Origin of the sequence: Amycolatopsis sp. DG1A-15b (assembly GCF_030285645.1) — a bacterium.
Classification (GTDB): domain Bacteria; phylum Actinomycetota; class Actinomycetes; order Mycobacteriales; family Pseudonocardiaceae; genus Amycolatopsis.
This window is the reverse complement of sequence record NZ_CP127296.1, coordinates 5,349,719-5,373,629: the sequence shown is the minus strand read 5'-3', so window position 1 is coordinate 5,373,629 and position 23,911 is coordinate 5,349,719. Positions and strand designations below refer to the sequence as shown.

The 23,911-nt window shown below is 72.4% G+C and carries 26 protein-coding genes; 12 read left to right on the top strand and 14 right to left on the bottom strand.

Translation table 11 applies throughout. The features are described 5' to 3' along the window. Positions 1 to 6: 6 nt before the first annotated feature. On the top strand, positions 7 to 483 hold the full coding sequence (locus tag QRY02_RS24585; protein ID WP_285985217.1) for a DUF2127 domain-containing protein: 477 nt from the start codon (positions 7 to 9) through the stop codon (positions 481 to 483). 254 nt (positions 484 to 737) lie between these two features. On the opposite strand, the gene QRY02_RS24580 is transcribed toward QRY02_RS24585, so the two are convergent. Then, entirely contained in the window at positions 738 to 1,448 is a 711-nt protein-coding gene (locus QRY02_RS24580) for a PP2C family protein-serine/threonine phosphatase (RefSeq protein ID WP_285985216.1), read from the bottom strand. Positions 1,449 to 1,537: 89 nt separating this feature from the next. Here QRY02_RS24580 and QRY02_RS24575 point away from each other — a divergent pair, with 89 nt between their 5' ends. Further along, positions 1,538 to 2,272: an AfsR/SARP family transcriptional regulator gene (locus tag QRY02_RS24575; protein WP_285985215.1), complete on the top strand. Its 735-nt coding sequence runs from the start codon at positions 1,538 to 1,540 to the stop codon at positions 2,270 to 2,272. Here the strand turns inward: QRY02_RS24575 and QRY02_RS24570 are convergent. Beyond that, a complete protein-coding gene (locus QRY02_RS24570) occupies positions 2,260 to 3,003 on the bottom strand; it encodes a hypothetical protein (RefSeq protein WP_285985214.1) in 744 nt (247 codons plus the stop codon). The genes QRY02_RS24575 and QRY02_RS24570 overlap by 13 nt on opposite strands. 149 nt (positions 3,004 to 3,152) lie before the next feature. Here QRY02_RS24570 and QRY02_RS24565 point away from each other — a divergent pair, with 149 nt between their 5' ends. Then, the gene (locus tag QRY02_RS24565; RefSeq protein WP_285985213.1) at positions 3,153 to 3,287 is read left to right on the top strand and encodes a hypothetical protein; all 135 of its coding nucleotides are present in this window, start codon (positions 3,153 to 3,155) and stop codon (positions 3,285 to 3,287) included. Between the two features lie 26 nt (positions 3,288 to 3,313). Here QRY02_RS24565 and QRY02_RS24560 read toward each other — a convergent pair whose 3' ends face one another. From QRY02_RS24560 to QRY02_RS24545, 4 genes are all read right to left on the bottom strand, one after another. Beyond that, positions 3,314 to 5,155: a glycosyltransferase family 39 protein gene (locus tag QRY02_RS24560; RefSeq protein ID WP_285985212.1), complete on the bottom strand. Its 1,842-nt coding sequence runs from the start codon at positions 5,153 to 5,155 to the stop codon at positions 3,314 to 3,316. Continuing rightward, a complete protein-coding gene (locus QRY02_RS24555) occupies positions 5,155 to 6,411 on the bottom strand; it encodes a bifunctional glycosyltransferase family 2/GtrA family protein (RefSeq protein ID WP_285985211.1) in 1,257 nt (418 codons plus the stop codon). The genes QRY02_RS24560 and QRY02_RS24555 overlap by 1 nt, the downstream gene beginning before the upstream one ends. A 93-nt stretch (positions 6,412 to 6,504) precedes the next feature. After that, positions 6,505 to 7,077 carry a hypothetical protein gene (locus QRY02_RS24550; RefSeq protein WP_285985210.1) on the bottom strand — a complete coding sequence of 191 codons (573 nt, stop codon included), beginning with the start codon at positions 7,075 to 7,077 and terminating at the stop codon, positions 6,505 to 6,507. Then, the gene (locus tag QRY02_RS24545) at positions 7,074 to 7,391 is read right to left on the bottom strand and encodes a J domain-containing protein (RefSeq protein WP_285985209.1); all 318 of its coding nucleotides are present in this window, start codon (positions 7,389 to 7,391) and stop codon (positions 7,074 to 7,076) included. The genes QRY02_RS24550 and QRY02_RS24545 overlap by 4 nt, the downstream gene beginning before the upstream one ends. A gap of 346 nt (positions 7,392 to 7,737) precedes the next feature. On the opposite strand from QRY02_RS24545, the gene QRY02_RS24540 reads away from it, so the two are divergent. Genes QRY02_RS24540 through QRY02_RS24525 form a run of 4 tightly spaced genes read left to right on the top strand, consistent with a single transcriptional unit; the run spans position 7,738 to position 11,384 of the window. Beyond that, a complete protein-coding gene (locus QRY02_RS24540) occupies positions 7,738 to 8,949 on the top strand; it encodes a helix-turn-helix domain-containing protein (RefSeq protein WP_353067982.1) in 1,212 nt (403 codons plus the stop codon). Between the two features lie 26 nt (positions 8,950 to 8,975). Further along, positions 8,976 to 9,737 carry a hypothetical protein gene (locus tag QRY02_RS24535; RefSeq protein WP_285985207.1) on the top strand — a complete coding sequence of 254 codons (762 nt, stop codon included), beginning with the start codon at positions 8,976 to 8,978 and terminating at the stop codon, positions 9,735 to 9,737. After that, the gene (gene dcd, locus QRY02_RS24530; protein WP_285985206.1) at positions 9,734 to 10,351 is read left to right on the top strand and encodes a dCTP deaminase; all 618 of its coding nucleotides are present in this window, start codon (positions 9,734 to 9,736) and stop codon (positions 10,349 to 10,351) included. The genes QRY02_RS24535 and dcd overlap by 4 nt, the downstream gene beginning before the upstream one ends. Continuing rightward, complete coding sequence (locus tag QRY02_RS24525; RefSeq protein WP_285985205.1) at positions 10,335 to 11,384, top strand: thiamine-phosphate kinase; 1,050 nt, start codon at positions 10,335 to 10,337, stop codon at positions 11,382 to 11,384. Before dcd ends, QRY02_RS24525 begins: the two co-directional genes overlap by 17 nt. A gap of 7 nt (positions 11,385 to 11,391) precedes the next feature. Here QRY02_RS24525 and QRY02_RS24520 read toward each other — a convergent pair whose 3' ends face one another. The 4 genes from QRY02_RS24520 to QRY02_RS24505 all read right to left on the bottom strand — a co-directional run bounded on the left by QRY02_RS24520 (position 11,392) and on the right by QRY02_RS24505 (position 13,667). Continuing rightward, entirely contained in the window at positions 11,392 to 12,015 is a 624-nt protein-coding gene (locus tag QRY02_RS24520; protein WP_285985204.1) for a hypothetical protein, read from the bottom strand. Continuing rightward, positions 12,012 to 12,284 carry a hypothetical protein gene (locus tag QRY02_RS24515; protein WP_285985203.1) on the bottom strand — a complete coding sequence of 91 codons (273 nt, stop codon included), beginning with the start codon at positions 12,282 to 12,284 and terminating at the stop codon, positions 12,012 to 12,014. The genes QRY02_RS24520 and QRY02_RS24515 overlap by 4 nt, the downstream gene beginning before the upstream one ends. Before the next feature lie 79 nt (positions 12,285 to 12,363). Further along, positions 12,364 to 13,026 (bottom strand): Crp/Fnr family transcriptional regulator, encoded by a 663-nt coding sequence (locus tag QRY02_RS24510; RefSeq protein WP_285985202.1) that lies wholly within the window; start codon positions 13,024 to 13,026, stop codon positions 12,364 to 12,366. Between the two features lie 20 nt (positions 13,027 to 13,046). After that, positions 13,047 to 13,667: a hypothetical protein gene (locus QRY02_RS24505; protein ID WP_285985201.1), complete on the bottom strand. Its 621-nt coding sequence runs from the start codon at positions 13,665 to 13,667 to the stop codon at positions 13,047 to 13,049. Between the two features lie 235 nt (positions 13,668 to 13,902). On the opposite strand from QRY02_RS24505, the gene QRY02_RS24500 reads away from it, so the two are divergent. The 3 genes from QRY02_RS24500 to QRY02_RS24490 are packed head-to-tail and all read left to right on the top strand — an operon-like array spanning position 13,903 to position 16,144. Further along, on the top strand, positions 13,903 to 14,970 hold the full coding sequence (locus QRY02_RS24500) for a helix-turn-helix domain-containing protein (protein WP_285985200.1): 1,068 nt from the start codon (positions 13,903 to 13,905) through the stop codon (positions 14,968 to 14,970). After that, positions 14,967 to 15,617: a hypothetical protein gene (locus QRY02_RS24495; RefSeq protein ID WP_285985199.1), complete on the top strand. Its 651-nt coding sequence runs from the start codon at positions 14,967 to 14,969 to the stop codon at positions 15,615 to 15,617. The genes QRY02_RS24500 and QRY02_RS24495 overlap by 4 nt, the downstream gene beginning before the upstream one ends. Continuing rightward, positions 15,614 to 16,144, top strand: coding sequence for a hypothetical protein (locus QRY02_RS24490; protein WP_285985198.1), 531 nt, complete (start codon positions 15,614 to 15,616; stop codon positions 16,142 to 16,144). The genes QRY02_RS24495 and QRY02_RS24490 overlap by 4 nt, the downstream gene beginning before the upstream one ends. Here QRY02_RS24490 and QRY02_RS24485 read toward each other — a convergent pair. The 3 genes from QRY02_RS24485 to QRY02_RS24475 all read right to left on the bottom strand — a co-directional run bounded on the left by QRY02_RS24485 (position 16,089) and on the right by QRY02_RS24475 (position 20,259). Further along, a complete protein-coding gene (locus tag QRY02_RS24485; protein WP_285985197.1) occupies positions 16,089 to 16,646 on the bottom strand; it encodes a GNAT family N-acetyltransferase in 558 nt (185 codons plus the stop codon). The two genes, QRY02_RS24490 and QRY02_RS24485, sit on opposite strands and share 56 nt — an antisense overlap. A 108-nt stretch (positions 16,647 to 16,754) precedes the next feature. After that, positions 16,755 to 18,716, bottom strand: a complete 1,962-nt coding sequence (locus QRY02_RS24480; protein ID WP_502874123.1) for a glycosyltransferase family 39 protein — start codon at positions 18,714 to 18,716, stop codon at positions 16,755 to 16,757. A gap of 4 nt (positions 18,717 to 18,720) precedes the next feature. After that, complete coding sequence (locus QRY02_RS24475) at positions 18,721 to 20,259, bottom strand: sensor histidine kinase (RefSeq protein ID WP_285985195.1); 1,539 nt, start codon at positions 20,257 to 20,259, stop codon at positions 18,721 to 18,723. Positions 20,260 to 20,447: 188 nt separating this feature from the next. On the opposite strand from QRY02_RS24475, the gene QRY02_RS24470 reads away from it, so the two are divergent. After that, a complete protein-coding gene (locus QRY02_RS24470; RefSeq protein WP_285985194.1) occupies positions 20,448 to 21,017 on the top strand; it encodes a hypothetical protein in 570 nt (189 codons plus the stop codon). Positions 21,018 to 21,042: 25 nt separating this feature from the next. On the opposite strand, the gene QRY02_RS24465 is transcribed toward QRY02_RS24470, so the two are convergent. Beyond that, entirely contained in the window at positions 21,043 to 23,145 is a 2,103-nt protein-coding gene (locus QRY02_RS24465) for a fatty acid desaturase (protein ID WP_285985193.1), read from the bottom strand. A 138-nt stretch (positions 23,146 to 23,283) separates the two neighbouring features. Here QRY02_RS24465 and QRY02_RS24460 point away from each other — a divergent pair, with 138 nt between their 5' ends. Beyond that, on the top strand, positions 23,284 to 23,874 hold the full coding sequence (locus QRY02_RS24460) for a TetR/AcrR family transcriptional regulator (protein WP_285985192.1): 591 nt from the start codon (positions 23,284 to 23,286) through the stop codon (positions 23,872 to 23,874). Positions 23,875 to 23,911 lie beyond the last annotated feature (37 nt).

Here is a 23,911-nt window from a genome sequence, read left to right as displayed (position 1 = left end):
GGGGGTATGACCGAGCAGAAACCGACGGCGACCGAGCGGTTCTTCCGGATCGCGATCGCGATCAAAGGCCTCGACGGCGCCCTGCAGGTCGTCGGGGCGCTGATCCTGGCGTTCATCCCCGCCTCGACGGTCAGCGGGTTCACCCACGCCGTGATCACCCGCGACCTGCTCGGCGACCCGTCGGGCACGCTGGCGCGCCACCTCGAATCGGCGACGGAGAACTTCCTCCACGGCGACACGAAGACCTTCGCGGTCGCGTACCTGCTCGCCCACGGGCTGATCAAGCTCGGCCTCGTGTGGGCGCTGGCCCGCAAGATCGTCCGCGCTTATCCCGTTGCCGCCGTCATCCTCGCCGCGTTCGTCGTCTACGAGATCTTCCGCGCGGTGCATACCCACTCGATTGCGCTGCCGTTCTTCGCCGCGCTCGACGTCGTGATCATTGTTCTCGTGTTGCGGGAGTACCGGCAGCTCAAGCGCGGTTGAGTTGCCGGATTGGAGTCTGCCGGGGTTTTCCCGCCGACCCGAACGCCGGATTGTGCAGCGGCCGCCAGACCGCGTCAAGGCGGGAAAGCGTGCCTTGACCCGGCCTGGCGGCCGCTGAGGCGGCTGCGTATCGGTTCGGCAGGGGGGTGTGGCCGGTCGGCTGGGGCCGGGAGCGTGCCGGGCGCGAGCCGTTACCGCGCGCGAGCCGTTACCTCAGCCCGGAGCCAGGCGAGGCCGGTGAGTCCGGGCCCGGTTCACGCGGCGACGGGAAACCGGACCGTCGTGCTGTCGACCTCCAGGGGTTCGACGTAGAGGGCGGTCGCGTTGTCCGAGCCGCCGCGGGCGAGGGCGGCTTCGACCAGTTCTGCTGCGCCCGTGCCCGGCTGCGCCAGTAGCGCGCGGATACCGCTGCCCGTGAGCGGCTTGTGGACGCCGTCGCTGGTCAGCAGGAGGCCCGCGCTCGTCGTCTCCGCCGTGCCGATCTCGTGCGCGTCGGCGGTGCGGACGCTGGTGGTGACCACGTGCTCCATCCGTGGCGTCACCGGCTGGTGGCGGGCGCGGAAGAACTCGGCGAGCGTGTGGTCGGTGGTGAGGCGGCTCAGCGTGGTGCCGTCCCAGGCGTACGCGCGGGCGTCACCCACCCAGGCGATGCGGTACCCGCCGTGCCCGGCCGGCATGGCGACGACGAGCACCGCGTCCCCGAGCGTCTGCTCGCGCACCGCCCGCTGCGCGGCGAGCACCGCCTCGACTGGTCCTTTGTGGACCGGCGTGCGCGCGGCGGCCGCGGCGGCGGTGCGGGCGGCGTGTGCGGCGGCGGGATCGTCCCCGACGCCGTCGGCGAGCGCGAACGCGATGCCCGGGCCGCCGGCGGCGGCGTACGCCCCGACGGCGTCGGCGTTGAGTGAGCGCGGCCCCTGCGCACTCGCGGTGTGCCAGCGTGGGTAACCCGGACGTGTGGTGATCATCGCGGCCTCCTCAACCCCTCACCTCCATGATCCGCGCCGAACCTAAGGGGCGGCTGAGACTTTCCGGGTACGTTGGAAGGGGGGTGGGGATGGAGTTCCGGATTCTCGGGCCGCTGGCGGTCTCGCGTGCCGACGGCCGGGCAGCCGCGCTCGGCGGGTGCAAGCCGCGGACGCTGCTGGCGGCGTTGCTGCTGGCCCGCGGGCGCGTGGTGCCCGACGAACGGCTGATTTCGCTGCTGTGGGAAGGCGAACGGCCGTCGACGGTCGACGCGCAGGTGTGCACGTACGTCTCGCGCCTGCGCAAGGCCCTCGGCCGCCCGGCGCGGCTCGTCCGCACCGGCGGTGGCTACCTGCTGACGCCGGGCGGGACCGTCGACGCCGAGGAGTTCGAGCGGCTGGCTTCGTCGGGCCACGACGAGCTCCGCGCGGACCGCCCGGCCCGCGCGGCGGCGCTGTTCCGCGCCGCACTGGAGCTGTGGCGCGGCCCGGTGCTCGCGGGCGTCGCCGAACCGCTGCGCGCCGGCGAGGCGGCGCGGTTCGACGAGCTGCGGCTGACCGTGCTGGAGGGCCGGCTCGAAGCCGACATCGCGGCGGGCGAGCACCTGCGCGCGGTACCCGACGCGACCGCGTTCGTCCTCGAACACCCGATGCGGGAACGCGCGCGGGCCCTGCTCATGGCCGCGCTCTGCGCGGGCGGACGGCCGGCGGACGCGGTGGCGGTCTACCACCGCGGCCGCCGCCTCCTCGACGAACGGCTCGGGATGACGCCGGGGCCGGCGCTGCGTGCGGCGTACCAGCGGGTCCTGGACGCTCAGGCGGGGTAGGGCGCCGACTGGAAGTCGCGGTCGAGTTCGGCAGGCGAGCGCGGCAGCCAGTACCGGGCGAGCGCGCGGACCTGCTCGCGCGGCAGGGCGGGGTTGACGTGGCGGTGGTCGGGTTTCGCGATGGACTGCAGCGCCCAGCCGAAGCCGATCATCGGGTGGATCCGCGCCCAGCGGTGCCGGTCGATGCCGAGGACCATCTGCGCGCGCAGGACGGAGTGCCAGAAGTGGTAGCCGCCCGGCGGGTTCCCGTTCATGGTGTGCACCTCCGACTCTTCCGGCGCGCGCCGCGGGTCGAAGAGGATCCCCTGCCCGAAGGCGGCGAAGGCCCTGACGAGCCCGGCCTCGTCACCGCGGTAGAAGCGGTCGAAATTGTCGAGCTGCAGCTTCGAGAGGACGCGCAGCGGCTGTTCGACCGGCTTGGCGAACTCGGCGTAGTTCGCCGGGTACGCGGGTTCCCGGCTCAGCTCCCGCCATTTCCCGTACAGGCCTTCCGGAGCGTTCTCCTGGATGAAGGGGAAGAGCACGGCGTAGGCGTCCTGGACTTCCTGCGACGGGTGGTAAAGCGAGATTTCGTCGAGCTGGTACCAGAGTTCGTTGGCCCGCCGGTCCCCGAGCATCCCGGGCACCGGCGGCAGGCCGCTGTCGGCCAGCGCGGTTCCGGTCCCGGTCGCGGCGAGCGCAACCCCGGCCACGGTGGCGGCCCCGGCTTTGAGCAGACTACGGCGATCCATGGTGTCCCCCTCGGCCCGGCGGCCCCCTGCCGCCGTTCGCCGCCACGGTACGGAAGATTTCTATACTTTCTCTGTAAGATCGTTTCCGTGGACGGCTGCCGCGCGCTGGAGAAGCAGGTCTTTTCGTACGCGGCGCTGGTCGACGCGGGGTGCCGCGGAAGACGAACGAATGCTGGGCGGACCGGTTCACGCGAGGGGACAGCGGCTGGCGGTTCACCGAACGCCGGGCCACGGTCAACCTCGTCGGCGAGGTGAGTCACCACCTGCGCGCGAAGGGGCCGTGAGCGGACTCACGGCCCCTTCGCGAACTTCAGCTTTGCAGGTCGTACACCGTCTGGCCGTCCACGGTGGTGGCGGTGAAGTTCGCCGTCACCCACTCGGTGATCTCCGACGATCCGCCACCCGGCCCACCTCCTCGGCCACCTTCGACGTAGTACTTGACCTCACCCGCGGCCACGTACGCCTTGAACTCGGCCAACGTCGGGGCCGGGTCCGAACCGCTCCAGCCGCCGATGCCGATCACCGCCTTGCCGCTCGCCAGCTCCAGCGAGGCCGCGCTCTGCGAACCCGTCGTCACCGCGGCCCACTTCGTCGTCGTCTTCGCCAGCAGGGCGCCGATGGCGCTCGACGACGAGTCAGGATCGCCCCCGAAGCCACCGCCCATGGCGCTCGAAGTCGGACCCGACGTCGGGATCGAGCCGCTGTGCGCCACCGACGCCGTCTCGACGCCGTACGCCGCTGATGACACGCCGATCGTCAGGACCACCGCCGCCGCCACGACCGCGACCACCCGGCGCGAGGCCGGCACGCCCATCACCAGCACCGTGCCCACCAGCACTCCGAGCACCGCGACGATCCAGCGCAGCGCCGGGAACCACTCCGGCGTCCGGTCCAGCAGGATGAACGACCACACCGCCGTCGCCACGACCATCCCGGCCAGCACGGCCCGCGGCGCCGGGTGCGCCCGGCCCTGCCACAGCGCGCGGCCCGAAACCGCGACCAGCGCGGCGATCGCCGGTGCCAGCGCCACCGAGTAGTACGGGTGCACCGTGCCGCTCATGAAACTGAACACCAGTGCCGTCACGACCAGCCAGCCACCCCACAGCACCAGCGCCGCCCGGGTCCGGTCCGTCCGCGGCGCGCGGCGCGTGAACCACAATCCGGCCACCAGCCCGATCAGCGCGGCCGGCAGCAGCCACGACACCTCCGTGCCGAAGCTGGCCCCGAACATCCGGAACAGGCCCGTCGACCCGCCGAAGGCGGTGTTGCCGCCCATGCCGCCGCCGCCCATGCCGCCGCCGTTGCCCTCGCCACCGAAGATGCGGCCCAACCCGTTGTAGCCCAACGCGAGTTCGAGCAGGCTGTCCCCTTCGGACCCGCCGATGTACGGCCGCGACGACGCCGGCCACAGGTCCACCAGCGCGATGAACCAGCCCGCCGAGACGACCAGCGCCACGACCGCAGCGCCGAGGTGCAGCAGCCGCTTGCCCGGCGACGTCGGCGCGGCGAGCAGGTACACCAGGCCGAAGGCCGGCAGCACCAGGAACGCCTGCATCATCTTCGTGAGGAACCCGAACCCGATCGCGGCCCCGGCCAGCGCCAGCCACCGCGGGCTCGCCGTTTCCGTGGCCCGCACGACGAAGTAGGCGCCCGCGACCATCAGCAGCACCAGCAGCGCGTCCGGGTTGTTGAAGCGGAACATCAGCGCCGCGACCGGCGTCACCGCCAGCACCGCCCCGGCCAGCAGCCCCGCGACCGGGCCGGAAGTCCGCTTCACCGTCAAGTAGAGGATCCCGACGGAGGCGACACCCATGAGCGCTTGCGGCGCCAGCACGGTGAAACTCGAAAAGCCGAAGATCCGGGCGAACGCCGTGCCGACCCACAGGGCCGCGGGCGGCTTGTCGACGGTCAGCACGTTGCCGGAGTCCAGCGAGCCGAACAGCCACGCCTTCCAGCTCTGCGTCCCGGACTGGACGGCGGCGGCGTAGAAGGAGTTGCCGTAGCCGGAGGCGGTGAGGTTCCACAAGTACAGCAGCGCGGTCGCGGCCAGCAGCCCGAACGCGGCCGGGCGGACCCAGCGCGGCGGTGCGTGCGCGCCGGACTCCTTGCGGTGCCTGGGCTCGGTGACCGGAGCGGGCAGGACGGTGGTCATCAGTACTCCTTCGGAGAGGTGGCCTGGCGGCGCGGGTGGAACACCCAGCCGCGCAGGAGCAGGAACCGGAGCACCGTGGCGGCGAGGTTCGCCAGCACCAGCACGGTGAGCTCCAGGACGAGGCCGGGGGTGGTGGATCCGTTGAGCAGGGCCAGCGCTCCGCTCGTCAGCGCAAGCCCGAGCCCGAACACGATCAGCCCTTCGAACTGGTGGCGTCCGGCGCCGGCGCGGCCGCGGATGCCGAACGTCAGCCGCCGGTTCAGCGCGGTGTTCCCGATCGCCGTCACCAGCAGCGCGGCGAAGTTCGCCGGTTGCGCGCCGACGACCGTGCGCAGCAGCAGGAACAGCAGGAGGTAGGCGAGCGTGCTGCTGACGCCGATCGCGGCGAACCGCACCAGCTGCGTCACCAGCCGCGGCGGCACGCCGGGCGCGTCGACGCCGATCGGCTGCCTGCCGAGCTGCTCGCGCAGCCTGCTGACCGGGATGTCCCCGGTGAAGGTGGCCTTGGTGACGCGGGCGATGCCCTTGAGGTCTTCGGTGGCCGTCTTGACGATGTTGACCGACGAGTCCGGGTCGTCGACCCAGTCGACCGGCACCTCGTGGATCCGCAGCCCGGCGCGCTGCGCCAGGACGAGCAGTTCGGTGTCGAAGAACCAGCCGGTGTCCACCACGTGCGGCAGCAGTTCACGGGCGACGTCGGCGCGGATGGCCTTGAACCCGCACTGCGCGTCGCTGAACTTCGCGGCGAGCGTCGAGCGGAGAATCAGGTTGTAACACCGGGAAATGAACTCGCGCTTCGGGCCGCGCACCACGCGCGCGCCCCGGGCGAGCCTGCTGCCGATGGCGAGATCGGAGTGCCCGGACAGCAACGGCGCGACGAGCGGCGCGAGCGCGGCGAGATCGGTGGAGAGGTCGACGTCCATGTAGGCGAGCACGGCGGCGTCGGAGGCCTGCCACACGGCGTTGAGCGCGCGGCCGCGGCCCTTCTCGTCGAGGTGTTGGACGGCCACCTCCGGGAACTCCCGGGCCAGTCGTTCGGCCACCTGCAGCGTCGCATCGGTGCTCGCGTTGTCGGCGACGGTGATCCGGTACGGGTAGGAGACGTGCTCGGCCAGGTGAGCGTGCAGCCGGCGGATGCACGGTTCGAGGTCGGTCTCTTCGTTGTAGACCGGGATGACGACGTCGAGAACGGGCTGCGGGCCGGCCAGGTCGACCGGGACGGTCCCGGGCCGCGATGCGGGGGCGGTGGCTGTCATGCCCCCACGATCGCGGCCGCCGCTTTGGTGACCGTGTGATCTCTCTGTGCGGTTCCTGTGCGGTGCCCGGTTCGCCGCCGGGCACCGCGGGAATCAGCTGTGCGCCCGCAGCGGCACCACCGAGGTGGGCGGCACCGCGCGGCCGGGCCGGTGTTCGAGCGGGGTGGTGCAGACGGTCAGCGTGACCAGCGCGGCGTACTTCGGGTGCCGGTCGACGTAGACCTCGGCGGCGAAGCACGCCGCCGCCAGCTGTTCGCGGCCTTCCCGGATCTGCTCGAACCCGATGCCCGCCGGGCAGAACAGCCGGACCACGACGTCGCCGTCGAGCGGGCGGGTCCAGAGGATCGCCGGGCGACGGCCGTCCACCGTGCAGATCCGGGCGCCCGCGAACCCCGAGCGGAGCCGGTGCTGCACCACGATCGCGCGCAGCCGGCCGCGCAGGTGCCGGCGGGCGGCGCGCCAGTAGAAGAGCCAGTTGAAGGCCGCGACGAGGGCCACGAGCGACCAGACCGGTCCGAGCCGGGTGATCAGGCTGACCAGTCCGTACGGCAGGAGTGTCAGGGCGAGGATCTCGTAGCGCCAGTGGTAGAGCCACAGCACCGGGTTGGGCCGCTTGATCCGGGCCAAGTGCCGGGCCAGTTCGGGGACGTGGTTGTGCTGGGTCATGACCGTGCTCCCTTCCGGCCGTCGGCGACCGGGACGGCGGCCGCCGGGCGAAGGACTCCGGTACCGGCGCAGGCCGGGCAGGCCTCGCCGTCGGTGGTGCCGGCTCCGCGGCCGCCGCAGCCGGGACAGGCCCGCACGGTGTCCCAGCGTGGATCGCGGTAGACGCGGACGCCTTTCGGTTTCTTGACGACGTTCAGCCCGCGGGCTCGCGCCCGGGCGTCTTCCTCGGTCGCGAAGAGCCATTCGCCGAGCCGGTCCCGCAGCCGGTCGAACCAGCCGTGCGAGCGGGACGTAGGTAAGTTGTGGTCTTCCATCCGGACACCTCCGGAACAACGCACGAACTCGGGAAGGCTGCCCGGTCGGGTCGTCGGCTGGGTCGCCCGTGGGCGGCCTGGGGAGGCCGCCGGATGCTCACGGTGGTGCTTCAGGTGCGGGTGGTCGCCACGACTGTGGCAACCGGGTGGGCCGCGACCTGCAGCTTCCATCCGTTCGGGCGAGTCGTGCCGAGATGGCCGTCGTGCGGAGGCGCCGGTGGGATAGGCTGCGCTCTGTGTCCACATATTGTCATCTCCCTACGGTCGCCTACCTATGTAGGTAAGTTCGGTGAACGATGCCTACCTACCTAGTATGTCCCCTGCGGCGCCGTCGGCGGGTGCTGAAGTGGTAACAACCCCCGAACAGGTCGGTGTCGAGCTGCGCCGGCTGCGCGAGGCCGCCGGTGAAACCCAGGCCGAGCTGGCCAAGGTCGTGCGGGTGAGCCGGGCGAACCTGACCCAGTGGGAATCCGGGCGCTACCTCCCGTCGGCGGCGAAGGCCCGGCTGCTCGACGAGCACTTCGGGATGGGGAACGCGCTGCTCGGGATGATCGAGTCGGCGCGGAACCAGGGCAAGGGCCCGGGCCCGGTGCTCGAGACGGCGGGCTCCCTGCGGGAGGTGTTCCGCCGGGCGGGCCGCGCCCTCGCCGACGACCTGATCCGCGACGGAAACGGCCGGGCGTCGGGCTGGCGGCACTACCTCCGGCAGGACGACCCGCGGACGACGCTGGCGACCGCGTACGGGGTCAAGGCGATGTCGCTGATCGGCGAGCCCGCCCTGGACCTGCACCCCGTCCTGGCGGACCTCTACGGCAAGCGCTCGGAGCTCGGCTGGCAGGGCCGCTCGAAGGGGCGGCGCCCCGAGGTCACCGCCGCCGTGATCGACGCGCTCTACCCGGCGAGCTCGCTCCTGTCCGTCGAGGACGGTCTCGGCTACCTCGCCCGCTCGCTCGACGGCTACAGCCGGACGCGGCCGTTCCTGCTCACCACCGCGCTCCGCACCGCGGTCCGGCTCCGCCCGGACGCGCCGCTGACGACGGAGCTCGCCGACGACCTCCTCGCCGCCCGGCTCGACTTCGGCGGCGTCCTCCTGTGGGGTGAGAAGAAGGCGCCGCATCAGGTCGCTCCGGAGCCGTCGGCGGCGCACACCGCGCGGGCGGTGGTGGCCCTGCAGGCGTTGCGGCACAACGGGGTGGACCGCGCCGACGTCGAAGAGGCGGTCGAGCTCGGCACGCAATGGCTCATCGCGCGGGACCACCCGGACGACGGCGTCTCCGACGAGCTCCGGCTCGACCAGCCGGACGGCGCGCCCGCCCTCCGGCTCACCATCAGGCACTTCACGGCGGCGTGGGTCGTCCAAGCGCTGGCCGAAGCACCCCGGGTGCCTTCGGCCAGGCTGGAGCGCGCGCTCGCCGCCGTGTGGGAACGCTACGAATCCGGAGTCGGGTTGTGGGCATGGGGCAGCGGGGACCTCCCGATCTGGATGACTCTCGACGCCATCACCGCCCTTAAGGCGGCCGCGCTGGCGTTCCCGGCTCCCGTTCTGGCTTCCCCGTAGCCGCAGATTGCGAGAACACCCGCACGATGACCACCACCACGACGTTCGTCGCGGCCCCCGCCGGCGCGGCGGGCCACCCCTTTCCGCGCGAGGTCGCGGAAAGCGCAGGCATCCCCTTCCGGCCCGGCCTGGCCGAACTGCGCGCGGCCGCGGAGTACGTCCGCGGCGCCCGGCACTCGCTCGCGGCCTGGCTGCGCGACCTGGTCGCCGACGACGCGGCCGCCGCCGAGATCGCCCGGCGTTCGTACTGGCACCCCAACGGTTTCGCGAAGATCCTCCTCCACACCGGCGTCGAGTCCGGGTTCCGGATCCGGCTGCACGTCTGGCCGGCGGCCGACGTGGTCTCGCCAGGGGAGTCGAACCCCCACAGCCATCGCTGGGAGTTCGCGTCGTACGTGCTCGCCGGCACCGGCATGCACACGGTGGAGTTCGCCGAGACCGCCGAAGGCGGCAAGCCCTACCGGCGTTACCGCTACGGCACCGACCCGGCCGACCCGGCGGCCCTGGTGGCCGACGGCGCCGTGCGGCTCAAACGCCTCGGCGTGCCGCACATCCGGGGCGGCGACGTCTACACGTGCGGCACTTCCGTCGTGCACACGGTGCGCCCGGTCGACGCGGGACTGACCGCGACCGTCGTCGTCCAGGGACCGCGGCGGACACCCACCACCGTCGTCTACTGCGAGCCGGGGGAAAGCGACGACCAGCCCAACGGCGATCTTTCCGCAGACGACTTCAAAAACCTGGTCGGCGCGGTACTGGCGGGTCTCGGCACCGAGGTCGCATCATGATGCTCGTGGAGCTGAAAGCCCAGGTCAGAAGGCGCCGGGCACGGCGCGGCGTGCTGACCGACCGGGCCATCCGGCGGGCTTGCGAGACCGGTGACCTGCGGGTGGAGCCGTTCGACCCCGCGCTCGTGCGGCCGGCCGCGCTCAGCTTGCGGCTCGGGTACGAGGCGTTCACCCTGGAGACCGCCGGGCCGGTCGACATCGCCGACCGGGAGACCCACCCCGAGCTGGTCCCGAAGGAACCGGACGGGCGGGGCCGGCTGGCCGTCGAGCCCGGTGAGGTGGTGCTCGCGCCGACGCTGGAGAAGATCGGCCTCTCCGAAAACCTGGCCGGCCTCGTCGACGGCACCAGCGACTACGCGCGGCTCGGGATCAGCGTGGTGTTGTGCGGACAGGTCAGCCCCGGGTTCGGCTGGGGCACGGGCGCGGTGCTCACCCTCGAGATCGTCAACCACCTCCGGCACCCCGTGCTGCTGTACCCGGGTGCCCGGATCTGCAACCTGATGCTGTTCGCCTCCACCGGGAGCGAGCTCCCGTACGGCGAGATGCCGCACAACTACTCGAGCGACCACCGGGTCGTCGCATCCCGATTGGCGGATCATGTCCGAGGCGACTGAGCCACGCCTCGGCCAGCTGGGCGAGCGCGGCATCCAGGAAAAGGTGCTGCGGCCGCGGTATGGCGACACGGAAGGCTTCGGCGACGACAGCGCGTTCCTGACGAAGGTGGACAGCCCGAGCGAGCTCGTCGCGACGACCGACAGCTGCCCGGCGCCGCTGGTCGACCTCCTGCGGGAGCCGGACCTGTACCACTCGGGCTGGCTGCTGGCCACGATCAACCTCTCCGACCTCGCGGCCGCCGGTGCCGAGCCGCTGGGTCTCGTCGTCAACTACACCCTGCCCGCGGCGACCACGGTGCGGCAGTTCGAGCGGCTGCTCGACGGCGTCGACGACTGCTGTGCCGCGCACGGCACCCGGGTCGTGGGCGGGGACATCAGGGACGGCGCGGTCGTCCAGCTGACGGCGACGGCCATCGGACGGTGCGCTCCGGGCAGCCGGCTCCGCCGGATCGGGGCGCGCGCCGGGGACCGGCTGCTGCTGGCCGGTTCCCCCGGCTACCTCTGGGCCGCGGCCCTGGTGGAGACCGGGCGGGCGAAGCTCCCGGCGCCGGCCAGGGAAGAGATCTGGCGGCGGGCCAGCAGGCCGCCGGCCCAGCTGCAGGCGGGACGGCTGCTGGCGGCCAACGGGCTCGCGCGGGCGGCGATGGACGTCTCCGACGGCCTGTTCGCCACGGTCCGCGCGCTGGGCGAGGCGAACGGCCTCGGCGCGGCGGTCACCGGGGAGTTCGAGCTGGCCGAGCCGGTGGCCGAAGTGGCCGTGCGCAGCGGTGTGCGGCCGTTCGACCTCGCGCAGACCTGGGGCGACTGGGGACTCGTCGTCGCGACCCGGCCCGAAGACGCCGAACTGGCCACGAAGACCTTGCGCGAGGAAGGCCTGGCGGTCCAGGAGATCGGGAAGTTCACCGCGGACCGGCGGTTCACGGTGGGCGCCGAGAACGCTCCTTGGCGGGGTATCGCCCAGGAGCGGTTCTCGGCCGGTTCGTGGCACGGCGGCGAACTGTCCACAATGCTCGCCGACGTGCTGGGGCGCTGAACCCGGCTCAGCTGTGCGCCCGCAGCGGCACCACGTTGCTCGGCAGGGACGCCCGGCCCGGTTCGCGCTTCGGGGCCGTCGGGCTGATCGTCAGCGTCACCAGGCCGGCGTACCTCGGGTGGCGGTCGACGTACACCTCCGGGACCGCGCACGCGGCGGCGAGGACCGTGCGGTTCCGGTGCAGGTGCTCGAACGCTTCCCGGCCGAACAGCGACACGACGACGTCGCCGCCGCGGGGGCGGCTCCACAGGATCGCCGGGAGGCGGCCGCCGGGCAGGCGCAGGTGCGGGAACACCGCCCGCAGCCGGTGCTGCAGCCGGATCGCGTGGATGCGGGCCTGCACCTGGCGGCGGCGCAGCACCGCCAGGCCGAGCGCGGCGGCGAGAACCGCCGCCGCCCGAAGCGGGCCGGCCCAGAGGGCGAAGGTCACCACGCCGTAGGGGAGCAGCGTCACGGCCAGGATTTCCCATCGCCAGTGGTAGATCCGCAGCGGGAAGGTCGGAGGCGTGCTGGTCATTTCCGTGCTCCTTTCGGTCGGCCGGCGGCGCAGGAGGCCGCCGAGGTGGCGCAGGAGACGCCCGGCACCGGAGGCCAGCACGAGGGCGGCGACGATGACCGGCCCGGACGTCATGTCGGGATCCGGGTCTTCGGGGCGGGTTCGGGTTTGAGGTCGCGGTCGCGGCCGAGCTGCCAGGTCCAGCGCCAGCCGGCCCAGATCGCGGCGGCGGAGCCCACCAGGACGAGGACGAAGGCCTGCCCCACCAGCCCGTCGAGCGGGGCGAGCCGCAACAGCACCAGCAGCGCCCAAAGCTGGGACGCGGTGAAGGGGATGACGAGACCGGCCGCGTAGACGCCCCGGCGCCAGCGGCTCCGGCCCGGTGCGGTGGTGTAGGGGTCCATGAAAGCCCTCCTCTGCCGTGGATCCAGGAAACCTCCGGCTCGCCGGTTGCTTTGTGTCAGCTGACACAGAGCGCGGGATTCAGCTCGCCAGTCGTCGAAGTTCAGCCATGCGGTGGATCGTCACCTGTCTTCTGCCGGTGCTGATCACCCCGCGGCGGCGCAGGTCGCGCGTCGCGCGCGCCCAGGACTCCCGCGAGATCGCCGCGGTCATCGCCAGTTCGGCCTGGGTGGCCGGGACCGCGATCCGGATGTCGTCCCCGCGTGGCACGCCGTGCTGGACGGCCAGTTGCATGAGCTGCGCCGCCACCCGCCGCGCCGCGGCCCCGCCGCCGACGTCCAGCCACTGCCTGCCGACCGAGCGCAGCCGGGCCGAGAGCACGAGCAGCAGCGCCCAGGAGATCCGCGCCCGCGTCCGGCACAGCGCGGCGAACCGGTCGCCGGGGATCTCGAGCACGTCGAGGTCGTCGAGCGCCTCGACGGTCGCCGAACGCGGCAGGTCGTCGATCGCGGCGAGCTCCCCGATGACGTCACCGGCCCCGCGCACCCCGACGACGACGTCGCGCCCGTCCGGCGTGCCGTGGACGATCCGCACGTGCCCGGACAGCAGCACCAGCACGACCCTGGAGAGGTCGCCTTCCCGGCACACGGTCTGCCCGCGCCGGAACGAGCGGCGCGTGGCGGACTCCGCCACCTTGCGGCGATCGGCCGGGGCCAGTTCGGCCCAGAAGCCCGTCGGTTCCACGGTCCCCACCTCTTTTCGCGCTACGCGGGCATGTCCTCCTGGCGGTGCGCGGCTTCCGGGACGTGGAGCCATCCGCGGAGCCGCTGGGTGCCGACCTTGATCGGCACCGTCTGGAAGTACGCGGTGTGGTCGATCCCCGGGTAGCCGTGCCGGACGACCGAGCGGTGCATCTCCGGTGAAATGACGAGCACCAGCGGAGCGGCCGTGATACTCAGCTGCCGCCGGAGTTCCCGCGCGTCGACGAAGCGGCAGACGATGTCGACGTCCTCGCCGTACGGGCCGCGGGTGTCGTAGTGCACCTCGCCGGCGTGCACGGCGACCCGGAGCCGGAAGGCGAGCTCCGGATGGCTCTCGGCGTGCTTGTCCAGCAGTTCCGCCAGCGTGGGGACGACGGTGGTGAGCAGCACCGGCTTCGGGGCCTGGTCGACGGGCCGGACCAGGCACAGCGCGCCGTCACCCCGGTCGACGAAGCCGTCGCGGAACTTCTTGGTGATCCCGCCGGCCAGGAAGGCCTCGTCCAGCAGCTCGAACAGGACGGTGCGGAGCCGGGCCCTGGCGGGGTTCGTCCGCGTCGTCGAGCCTTCGATGTCGACCGCCACCATGGCCCGGTGGAGGGGGACGTGCTGTGCTGGACTACTCATGGCCTGCTCCTGCCTTCAGGTTAGAACTGAAGTTCAGTCAAGGAGACTGTAAGGCGTGAAGTACCCCGGATCAACTGAGATGAATCGGTGTTATCTGTTCGGTGCCAGGAAGTTCGAGCAGACGTAACGTTTCAGTCCCAGGTTCGGCGGGGCGACCATCGAGCTTCTAGTGACGGGGAGTAGTATTGGCGCCCTCGTCGGGAGTACTGAAATTTCCTGAAGGGCGGCCCACGTCGTGTCCTCAGCTCAGCCGCAGTGGTCCGCGCTCGCTCACCGCCTGCGCGCGCTGCGCGAGAACCAGTGGCCCGAGGCCGGGATCACCCAGGCTCAGCTCGCCAAGGCCCTCGGGGGGAACAAGTCCCTCAGCATCTCCTTGATCTCCTCGTGGGAGAACACGGAAAAGCCGGTGACGCCGCCGACCCGGCGGCTCGACGCTTACGCGACGCTGTTCGCGACCCGGCGGTCGCTGGACGGCGGCACGCTGCGCATCCTCCCCATCGGACAACTGACGGACGGGGAGCGAGCGCGGCGCGCGGAACTCCTGGACGAGCTCCTGGAGCTCCGCGAAGGCCGGGAGCTCGTGGCGTCGCCAGCCCCGGTGGCCGACATCTGGACGTTCGAACAAGGCCAGAACATCACGATCGTCTGCGCCCGGCTCCCGGAGAAGTACCGGAACCTGTCCTACGCGGACCCGGAGAGCGCCGACTTCGTCTCGCTCTACACCTACGCCGACCCGGACGCGCTGATCGAGCTGTTCGGGCACATCCGCTCGCGCAACCCGGACAACAACGTCAAGTTCTGCACCAGCGAGGAGCTGACGGCCGACGATTACACGAGCCACCTCGTCCTGCTGGGCGGCGTGGACTGGAACTCGGTGACCCGGGACGTGATCGAGCGGGTGGACCTCCCGGTGGAGCAGGTCGGCCGGGTGGACGACGCCGAACACGGCGGGTTCCGGGTGCAGCAGGACGGGCGTCCGAAGCTGTTCGAACCCAAGCTCGACCGGCGGGAACACCTGCTCGAGGACGTCGCGCACTTCTACCGCGGCGAAAGTCCGTTCAACCGAAAGCGCACCGTGACCGTGTGCAATGGTATGTACGGTCGTGGCACTCTCGGAGCGGTTCGCGCGCTGACGGACGCGCGTTTCCGCGACCGTAACATCGCGTACGTGCAAGACCGGTTCGGCGATGTGGAATCCTTCAGCATCATCAGCCGCGTGCCTGTCGTCGGGGGACAGGGGCTGACCCCCGACTGGACCCTCGAGGAGAACCGGTTGCACGAGTGGCCCGAGGCCGCCGCGTGAACCCGCGGCAGCACGAGTCGCACCAGGACCTCCTGGCGCACTTCGACACCGAGGACGTCTCCGGTGCGGCGATGGACGCGATCATCGTGCCCACCGCGCGCCCGGCCCCCTATCTGCGGCAGGCCATCGCCGCGGCCAAGGAACACGATGCCTTCCTGCTCTTCCTGTGCAGCAAGCTGTCGACGATCTCCGGCGCGATCCTCGAGGCGAAGAGCGCCGGAGTCGGCGCGCTCGCCATCGACACCGATCTGCTGAACCCGGGGCTGGTTCCGGAGTTCGCCACCGACCAGGTCGTGCGTTTCACCCGGTTCCGGAGGCAGACCGACACCAGCTTCAAGCGCAACCTGGGGCTGCTCATCGCGGTGCTGGCCGGCTGGAAGCGGATCCTCTTCCTCGACGACGACATCGAGCTGCCGAACCCCGCGGACCTCGGCGTCGCGGCCGGCCTGCTCGGTGAATACCCGGTGGTCGGGCTGGCCAACGCGGGGATGCCGGACAACTCCGTCGTGTGCCACGCGATCCGGGACGCCGGGCGGAAGCAGGACACCTTCATCGGCGGCGGCGCGCTGGCGGTGGGGAAGCGGCCTTCAGTTCGTTCTTCCCCAACATCTACAACGAAGACTGGTTCTTCCTTTTGGACGGCATGAAACTGCGGCCGTCCGCGACCACGGGCAAGGCGGTCCAGAAGGACTACGACCCCTACCGCGACCCCCGTCGTGCCCGTGGGGAAGAACTGGGCGACACCCTGGCCGAAGGCGTGTTCGGGCTGTTCGACAACCACCTCGGCCTGGCGCAGGCCACCAAGGCGTACTGGCGGGAGTTCCTCACCGACCGCCGCCGGATCATCCGGGAGACGATCAAGCTGGTGCAGGCGTCGCCGATCGAGGCGGCCCAGCAGGCGCGGATGGTCGACGCGCTCAAGGCCGCGGTCGGCCGCAGCGAGCTGATCACGCCGGAGCTGTGCCTGCGGTACCTCCGTGCGTGGCAGCAGGACTGCGTGCGCTGGCGGCAGCGGATCACCGACCTCCGGCGCGATCACCACGGCGGTTCGGGTGTCGGGCACGCCGTCGAGGCGCTGGGCATCCCGCTGCTGGCTCAGGCCGGGGTCGACGTACCGGTCAGCACGGGTGCGGCGCGGCAGCCGGGTCGGCCTCGGTCCGCGGCGCGGGTGTGATCGGCACCAGGTCGCTGACCAGCACGTAACACACTTCCTCCTCGGTCAGGACCGTGCCGTCCGGCAAGGTCTTCCGCGCCAGGCAGATGACCTCGCCGTGACCCCAGTCGCGATAACCGAGGTGCTTGTACAGGCGCGCGGCGTCGTCGTTGTCGGTCCGCACCGCCAGCGCGACCCGGTAGCGGCCCTTCTCGAGGAGGCGACGCTCGGCCTCGCGGACCAGTGCGGTGCCGACGCCGTTCCGCCGCAGGTCCTGGTGGACTTCGAGGTGCGTGATCAAGGGAACGCCGGGCAGGTGGTCGCTGATCGGCTTTTCCTCCGCCTCCGCCAGCCAGAGGTAGACCGCTCCGGCGGGCAGGGGACCCAGCCAGCCCAGGAACAGCACGCCGTGCTTTTCCTGCTGCCGCCGGAAGCGATCGTCGAAGAAAGCGCGGTCTCCGAGGACTGCGGCGAACGATTCCAGGTCTGCCGATTCGGCCCGCCGTACGTGAGGCTCGGTCATCAGCAGGAACTCCTGTTCGCCTGGGCACCACCAGTGTGCCGGAGTGAGCCGGTTCTTGACCAGGTTGCCCGGGCCCGGACCGGCGTCACACCCTGCTTTCGTCGTGTCTCACACGGTCGCAGTCAGGTCGTAGACCGTTACGCCGTCCACAGTGGATGGCTGGTACCGCGAAGCCACCCACTCGGCGATCTGCCGGGCCGCGTCCGAACCGCTGTTGCCCTGCATCGACATGCCCTCGCCCAGGAAGTAGTGGATCTGCCCGCCCGCGACGTACTGCTGGAACTGCGTCAGCGTCGGGTACGGGTCCGTTCCGTTGAACCCGCCCACCGCCATCACCGGTGCGCCACTGGCCAGCTGGTAGCCCGCTGCGGCGTTCGACAACACGGTGGCGGCCGTCCAGGTGTAGCGGGACACGTCCTGCCGGAGCAACGCGGTGAGCGCCGCGCCCGGTGTCGTCGTGCTCAGGAGCGCGCCCGGGCCACCACCACGACCGCCGCCGAAGCCGCCGCCGGGACCGCCGGGACCACCGAAGCCGCCGCCGGGACCGCGGCCGCCGAAGCCGGCCGACGGACCGGCCGACGGGATCGCTCCGCTGTGCGCCGTGGCCGCCGTCGCCAGCGTGTACGCGCCCGTACCGGACAACAACACCACCAGCGCGAACGCCGCGACCGACGACGCCGCCCAGCGGGTCAGGTGCGTGGCGAAGAACAGCGCCACCGCCGCCAGCAGGCCGCCCACCAGCACCGTCGGGGCCAGCCACGGCTGCCACGACGAGCCCAGCAGCAGGTACGCCGTCAGCGCCGTCACCGCGACGCCGCCGCTCAGCAGCCCCGAGGCCGCCGGGTGGGCGCGCAGCCGCCACAGCTGGACCGCCGCCGTGCCGGCCAGCGCCGCCACCGCCGGGGCCAGCGCCACCGTGTAGTACGGGTGGATGATGCCGCCCATGTAGCTGAACACCAGCGCCGTCACCAGCAGCCAGCCGCCCCACAGCAGCAGGGCCGCCCGGGACGCGTCCGTGCGCGGGGCCCGGCGGGTGAACCACAGCCCGGCGCCCAGCGCCAGCAGCGCCGCCGGCAGCAGCCAGGCGATGCCGCCCGCCATCTCGCTGCCGAACAGCCGGGTCAGGCCGGTCGACCCCCAGCCGCGGCCGGCGCCGCCGCCGACGCTGCCCACCTCGTCGCCGGTGATGCGGCCGAAGCCGTTGTAGCCGAAGATCAATTCCCACAGCGAGTTCGCCTGCGAGCCGCCGATGTACGGCCGGTCCGCGGCCGGCCAGAGGGCCACGACCACCAGGTACCAGCCCGCGGCGGCGACCGTCGCCCCGACCGCGCCGAGCAGGTGCAGCAGCCGCTTCCCGAGCGGAACCGGGGCGGCGACGAAGTAGGCGAGCGCGAAGGCGGGCAGCACCAGGAACGCCTGCAGCATCTTCGCCAGGAAGCCGAAGCCGACCGCGACGCCGGCCAGCGCGAGCCAGCGCGGGCTCGCCTTCTCGCAGGCGCGCACGACGCAGTACGCGCCCGCCACCAGGAGCAGCACGAGAAGGGCGTCCGGGTTGTTGAACCGGAACATCAGCGCCGCGGCGGGCGTCAGGGCCAGCACCAGGCCGGCGACGAGCCCGGCCGCCGGGCCGGACGTGCGGCGGACGGTGGCGTGGAGCAACCAGACCGAGCCCACGCCCATCAGGGCCTGCGGCACCAGGATGCTCCACGCGTTCACGCCGAACAGCCGCGCCGACAGGCTCATCACCCACAGCGCGGCGGGGGTCTTGTCGACGGTGATCGCGTTGGCCGCGTCGCTGGAGCCGAAGAACAGCGCTTTCCAGCTCTGCGACCCCGCCTGCGCGGCCGCGGAGTAGAAGGCGTTGGCCCAGCCGGAGGCGCCCAGGCCCCACAGGTACAGCACGGCGGTGCCGAGCAGGAGGGCGGCCAAAGCGGGCCGGTGCCACGCAGGGCGGGCGGGTGCTGACGGGGGCGCAACTGTTTCGCGTGGCACGAGGGCGGCTTCTTTTCGGGGGCTCCGGGTGGCGGAGCCCCCGGCCCGGGGCGAAGCCCCGGATGTCACAGCGGTCATGAGATCAGCTTCCGGTGCCCAGCTGGGGCCGGGTTGTGCCCATGCTGTGCACGCGCTGTGCGGGCACGGCCACGGGGAGGCGCACCGCGAACTCCGTCCGCCCGGGCCGGCTGTGAACCTCGATCGAGCCGTGGTGGGCGACGACGACGGCGGAGGCGATCGCCATCCCGAGCCCGGTGCTGCCGGCGTGGCGGGAGCGCGACGAGTCGCCGCGGGCGAACCGCTCGAAGACGTCCGGGAGCAGGTCCGGTGCGATGCCGGGGCCGTCGTCGGTCACCGTGAGCACGGCGCTGTGGGTGTCCTTCGAGCGGGCCAGCGCCGTCCGCACCGTGGTGCCCGGCGGGGTGTGCGTGCGGGCGTTCGCCAGCAGGTTCGCCAGCACCTGGTGCAGGCGCTGGACGTCGCCGAACACGAGCACCGGGTCCGGCGGCAGCTCGAGCAGCCACCGGTGCCCGCGCCCGGCGACCCTGGCGTCCCCGACCGCGTCGGCGACGAGCCTGGTGAGGTCGACGTCGCGCACGTCCAGGGGACGGCCCGCGTCGAGCCGGGCGAGCAGCAGCAGGTCCTCGACCAGCGCCGTCATCCGGACGGCTTCGGACTGGATCCGGCCCATCGAGTGCGCGACGTCCGGCGGCACCAGCGCGCTGCCGCGGGCGGCCAGCTCCGCGTACCCGCGGATCGCGGCCAGCGGCGTGCGCAGCTCGTGGCTGGCGTCCGCGACGAACTGCCGGACCCGGATTTCGCTTTCGTGCCGCGCTTCGAGGGCCTGGGCGACGTGGCCGAGCATCAGGTTCAGCGCCGAGCCGACCTGGCCGACCTCGGTCCGCGGGTCGGTGTCGCTCTCCGGGACGCGGATGGACAGCGCCACCTGGCCGCGGTCGAGCGGCAGCTCGGTGACGCGGCCGGCGGTGGCCGCGACGCGGTCGAGCGGGCGCAGCGTCCGGCGGACCGCGAACGCACCGAGGAAGGCCGCGCCGAGCACCCCCGCGGCGGCCACGCCGAACAGGATCAGCCCGACGGTGAGCAGGGTGTCGTCGACCGGTTTCATCGGCAGGCCGGTCACCACGACGTCGGACGTCCCGGCGACCGGCAGCGCCATCAGGCGGTACTCGCCGAGGTCGGCGAAGGACAGGGTGTGCGGCCGGCCGTCGGTGGGCACCGAAAGCATGAGGGCCTGTTGGTCCGCGCTCAGCTCGAGCCGGCCACCGTGCTCGGAAATGCTGTCGTCGCGGACGAGCCGCCGGCCCGTGAAGGTGGCGCTGACCGTGCCGACGTTCTGCCCGAGCGGGTGCTGGCCCAGGTTCTGCGGCGGCGGCCCGCCGTCCGGCGGCCGGGCGTTGCTCGCGAAGACCAGCGAGCGGTCCGCCGCGGCCGAGAGCTGCTGGTCGATCTGGCGGGTGAGGAACAACTCGAGCGCGAACTCGCTGACCACCCCGACGATCAGGCACACCACGGTGAGCAGCACGACCACCGAGCCGGTCAGTTTCGCGCGCAGCGAAAGGCGCCCCCGGTGGGGGCGGGACGGGATGGTTCGCGCGGCCATGGACCCAGCGTCCGTCCGCGCCGTGTGTGCGGGTTGTGTGCTGCCTGTGAGGCGGCTGTGCGGTGACCGGCCCGTCGCGGATGTCCGGTTCCTCCGGTCACAGGAACGGCTGACGGCAGGCACAGTGCGCACACAGCGAGTGGCTCCACCGTGGATCGCACCGAAGGATCACGTTGAGGAGCGCCATCATGACCACACCGCAGGCACCGTCCACTCCGGACCAGACGTGGGGCGCGACGCCCGCACCGGGCCAGGCCCCGAAGCCGGGCTGGTCGCCGGGCAAGAAGATCGCGGCGGGCGCCGTCGCGGCGGCGATCGTGGCCGGCGGCGGAGCGGCGGTCTGGGCCGCTTCGTCGTCGGCGGCCACCGACACCCAGGCCGGGCCGGGCGGCATGACGGGCGGCCCCGGCGGCATGCCGGGCGGTGGCGGTCTGGGCGCGGCGCTGCACGGGGAGTACGTGTCGTCCGACGGCAACGGCGGCTACGTCACGAAGATCATGCAGACGGGCGAGGTGACGGCGCTGAGCGCGACGTCGCTGACCGCGAAGAGCGACGACGGTTTCTCGAAGACGTACACGATCACTTCGGCCCAGGCGACCGGCCTGGCGACGGGCGACACGGTCACGGTGGTGGCCACGGAGTCCGGCAGCACGGCGACGGCGACATCGGTGACGGACGGCGAATCGGGCGGCCAGGGCCAGGCGCCGGGCGGCGGCCGGGGAACACCGCCCTCGGGCGCCCCGACCCGGACCGGCTGAGCGCCGCCTCGGCGGTCCCCGGAGGTCAGCGGCGGTCGTAGTCGACCGCGACCTCCGGGGTCGTCGCGCGGGAGCGGCACGTCAGGATCCGGCCCGCCGCGACGTCGTCCTCGGTCAGCGCGTACCGGACGTCCATGTCCACCTGGCCGTGCAGCAGCGTCGCCCGGCACGTTCCGCACGCGCCGCCGGTGCACGAGTACGGCACCTCGTACCCGGCCCGCAGCGCCGCGTCCAGGACCGTCTCCCCGGCTTCGGCCGTGACGCACGTCGTCGTGCCGCCCAGCGTCAGCGCCACCTTCGCCGGCGTGCCCGCCGGGTCGCGCAGGGGCGCCGCACCGCGGAAGAGTTCGAAGTGGACGTTCTCCTCCGGGACGTCCGCGTCGGCCAGGGTGCGGCGGGCCAGTTCGGTCAGGCCGCGCGGCCCGCAGAGGAACCACTCGTCGACCTTCGCCGGGTGCAGCCGGTTCTGCAGCAGGGCGCGCAGCCGCGTCCCGTCGAGCCGCCCGCGCTGGTAGCGCTCGTGGGAGATGGCGAGCGCCTCGCCGACCGCGTCGAAGTGGCGCGGCCGGTGCGCGTGCAGGTCCGGGTCGCGCTCGTCGGTGCGGTAGTGGACGACGTGCAGCCGGCCGCCGAACCCGTCGGCGAGCGCGCTCAGCTCCGCGGCGAACAACGTCGTCGCGCCCGACGTGTTGACGTACAACAGCGTCGCCCGGCTGTGCGGCTCCGCGGTGAGCGTGCTGACCAGGATGGACAGCACCGGCGTGATGCCGCTGCCCGCGGCCAGCGCGACGTAGTGCGCGGTCCGCGCCGGATCCGGGGTGAGCGTGAACGCGCCGGAGGGCGGCAGGACGTCGAGGAAGTCGCCCGCGGCCAGCGTCGTGGTCGCGAAGCCGGAGAACGCCCCGCCGGCCCGCCGCTTCACCGCGATCCGCAGCTCGCCCGAGTCCGCCGGTGCGCAGATCGAATACGTCCGCCGCACGGGACGGCCGTCGACCACCGCGCGGACCGCCACGTGCTGGCCGGGCGAAAACCGGAACTCCGGCGCCAGGTGCGGCGGGACCTCGAAGGTGATCGCGACGGCGTCCGCGGTCAGCGGCCGGACCTCGCGGACCCGCAGCCGGTGGAACCGGCTGGGGCCGAGCGGTGGCGGCTCCGGGCACGGCTCGTGGTCGCCGAAGTCGTCGGCCAGCCGCCGCCACGCGCGGTACTCCGCCGGGGTCAGCTCCCGGCCCCACGCCGTGATGATCGGGACGTCGCGGGCGAGGTAGGCGTCCCGGTTGTCCCGCCACGCCCGCAGGTAGCGGTAGAACGGCACGGCGGGGTGCAGGTGGTGCACCAGGTGGTAGTTCTGGAACAGCATCATCGGCGTCACCAGCCACTCCAGCCCCACCCGCACCCGCGTGGTGCCGAACTTGTCGCGCGGCTTCGCCTCGGGGAGGCCGTGGTGGGGGAGCCAGTCGAACCACCACGCCAGCACGGCCAGCCCGATCCGCTGCGGCAGCAGGTAGCCCAGCAGCAGTTCCCGGCCGTGGCCGCAGGCGATCAGGATCGCGGCCGCGACGAACGCCAGCGACAGCAGCACGATCGTCTCCGCCCGCTCCGGCGCCGGCCGGGTGCGCACGCGGGCGGTGTAGAAACGCGCGTACCAGAAGTCGATGGTGAGCCAGCGGAACGGCAGCGACCACCAGGTTCCCTGCGACGTCCACGCGTCGGGATCCGTGTGCGAGTCCGCGTTCGTGTTGCGGTGGTGTTCACTGTGGATGAACCGGAGCAGCGGGAACGACGCGTACGCCGCGACGAACGGCATCGCCAGCCGGCCGAGCACTTCGTTGACCCATGTCAGCTTTCCTGCGGCGTGGTGGGCGGATTCGTGCACCACGGTGAACATCGTGAAGGTGACGATCGCGTGCAGCGGCACGGTGAACACCGGCGGCGCGATCCCGGCCAACAGCAGCCAGGTCGCCGTGGCCCACAGCGCGGCACCGCCGGCGAACAACAGGAGCGTCGGCACGGACACGCGGGGCAACGGGATGCGGGGCGAGGGCACCGAGCGCGGGGCCGGCACGCCGGCCGCCGGCGCGGTCGCGGACGTCCGGGAGCCGCGCGGCGGGGTATCGACGACGGGCATCGAGCGGTCTCCTCGGTCGAGAAGCTCCTGGCGAGGCGGGAGTCACCGTAGACAACCCGCCGAGGTTTGTAAACGTTGCGCCACGCTCCGAAAAAAGGTCTGGTCCAGCGGAACGCAAGCGGCAGGTAAGCTGGCCGTGTGAAGGCCGTCACCCACCCCGCCCCGGCGCGCACCCGGGACCGGCTGCTGGACGCGGCGGCCGGCCTCATCGCCGGCGAGGGCTGGGCCGCGGTGACGATGGGCAAGCTGGCCGCGCACGTCGGCGTCAGCAGGCAGACCGTCTACAACGAACTCGGCTCCAAGGCCGAACTGGCCGAAGCGTTGGTGCTGCGCGAAACCGAGCGCTTCGCCGAGCGCGTCGGCGAGGTCGCCGCCGCCCACCCGGGCCGTCCCGTCGACGGCGTCACCGCCGCGTTCCGCCAGACCCTCGAAGCGGCCCGGGTGAACCCGCTGCTGCTGATCGCGCTCGGGTGCCCGAAGGGCGGCTCGGACGACTTCCTCCCGCTGCTGACCACCCGGCCCGAGGGCGTGCTCGAACGCTCGGTCGACACCGTCGCGGCCCTGTTCGCCCGGTGCTACCCGGAGGCCGGGCTGACCCTTTCGGAGTGGACCGTCGCGGTCGAGGCCATCGTCCGGCTGCTGCTGTCGCACCTCGTGCAGCCCAGCGGGTCGGTGGCGCACGCGACCGGCCAGATGCGCTGGGTGATCGGCCGGATGCTGGGCGCCTGACCGCGCAGGTGGCCCCCGGCCCGGTGGCGCAGGCCAC

Coding starts and splice junctions, on each gene's coding strand:
- QRY02_RS24575 (WP_285985215.1), top strand. CDS start 1,538: ATGGAGTTCCGGATTCTCGGGCCGCTGGCGGTCTCGCGTGCCGACGGC.
- QRY02_RS24560 (WP_285985212.1), bottom strand. CDS start 5,155: ATGACCACCGTCCTGCCCGCTCCGGTCACCGAGCCCAGGCACCGCAAG.
- QRY02_RS24535 (WP_285985207.1), top strand. CDS start 8,976: ATGACCACCACCACGACGTTCGTCGCGGCCCCCGCCGGCGCGGCGGGC.
- QRY02_RS24465 (WP_285985193.1), bottom strand. CDS start 23,145: ATGCCCGTCGTCGATACCCCGCCGCGCGGCTCCCGGACGTCCGCGACC.
- QRY02_RS24550 (WP_285985210.1), bottom strand. CDS start 7,077: ATGACCCAGCACAACCACGTCCCCGAACTGGCCCGGCACTTGGCCCGG.
- QRY02_RS24470 (WP_285985194.1), top strand. CDS start 20,448: ATGACCACACCGCAGGCACCGTCCACTCCGGACCAGACGTGGGGCGCG.
- QRY02_RS24545 (WP_285985209.1), bottom strand. CDS start 7,391: ATGGAAGACCACAACTTACCTACGTCCCGCTCGCACGGCTGGTTCGAC.
- QRY02_RS24520 (WP_285985204.1), bottom strand. CDS start 12,015: ATGACGTCCGGGCCGGTCATCGTCGCCGCCCTCGTGCTGGCCTCCGGT.
- QRY02_RS24490 (WP_285985198.1), top strand. CDS start 15,614: ATGAAACTGCGGCCGTCCGCGACCACGGGCAAGGCGGTCCAGAAGGAC.
- QRY02_RS24505 (WP_285985201.1), bottom strand. CDS start 13,667: ATGAGTAGTCCAGCACAGCACGTCCCCCTCCACCGGGCCATGGTGGCG.
- QRY02_RS24480 (WP_502874123.1), bottom strand. CDS start 18,716: ATGACCGCTGTGACATCCGGGGCTTCGCCCCGGGCCGGGGGCTCCGCC.
- QRY02_RS24580 (WP_285985216.1), bottom strand. CDS start 1,448: ATGATCACCACACGTCCGGGTTACCCACGCTGGCACACCGCGAGTGCG.
- QRY02_RS24475 (WP_285985195.1), bottom strand. CDS start 20,259: ATGGCCGCGCGAACCATCCCGTCCCGCCCCCACCGGGGGCGCCTTTCG.
- QRY02_RS24515 (WP_285985203.1), bottom strand. CDS start 12,284: ATGGACCCCTACACCACCGCACCGGGCCGGAGCCGCTGGCGCCGGGGC.
- dcd (WP_285985206.1), top strand. CDS start 9,734: ATGATGCTCGTGGAGCTGAAAGCCCAGGTCAGAAGGCGCCGGGCACGG.
- QRY02_RS24585 (WP_285985217.1), top strand. CDS start 7: ATGACCGAGCAGAAACCGACGGCGACCGAGCGGTTCTTCCGGATCGCG.
- QRY02_RS24555 (WP_285985211.1), bottom strand. CDS start 6,411: ATGACAGCCACCGCCCCCGCATCGCGGCCCGGGACCGTCCCGGTCGAC.
- QRY02_RS24525 (WP_285985205.1), top strand. CDS start 10,335: ATGTCCGAGGCGACTGAGCCACGCCTCGGCCAGCTGGGCGAGCGCGGC.
- QRY02_RS24570 (WP_285985214.1), bottom strand. CDS start 3,003: ATGGATCGCCGTAGTCTGCTCAAAGCCGGGGCCGCCACCGTGGCCGGG.
- QRY02_RS24485 (WP_285985197.1), bottom strand. CDS start 16,646: ATGACCGAGCCTCACGTACGGCGGGCCGAATCGGCAGACCTGGAATCG.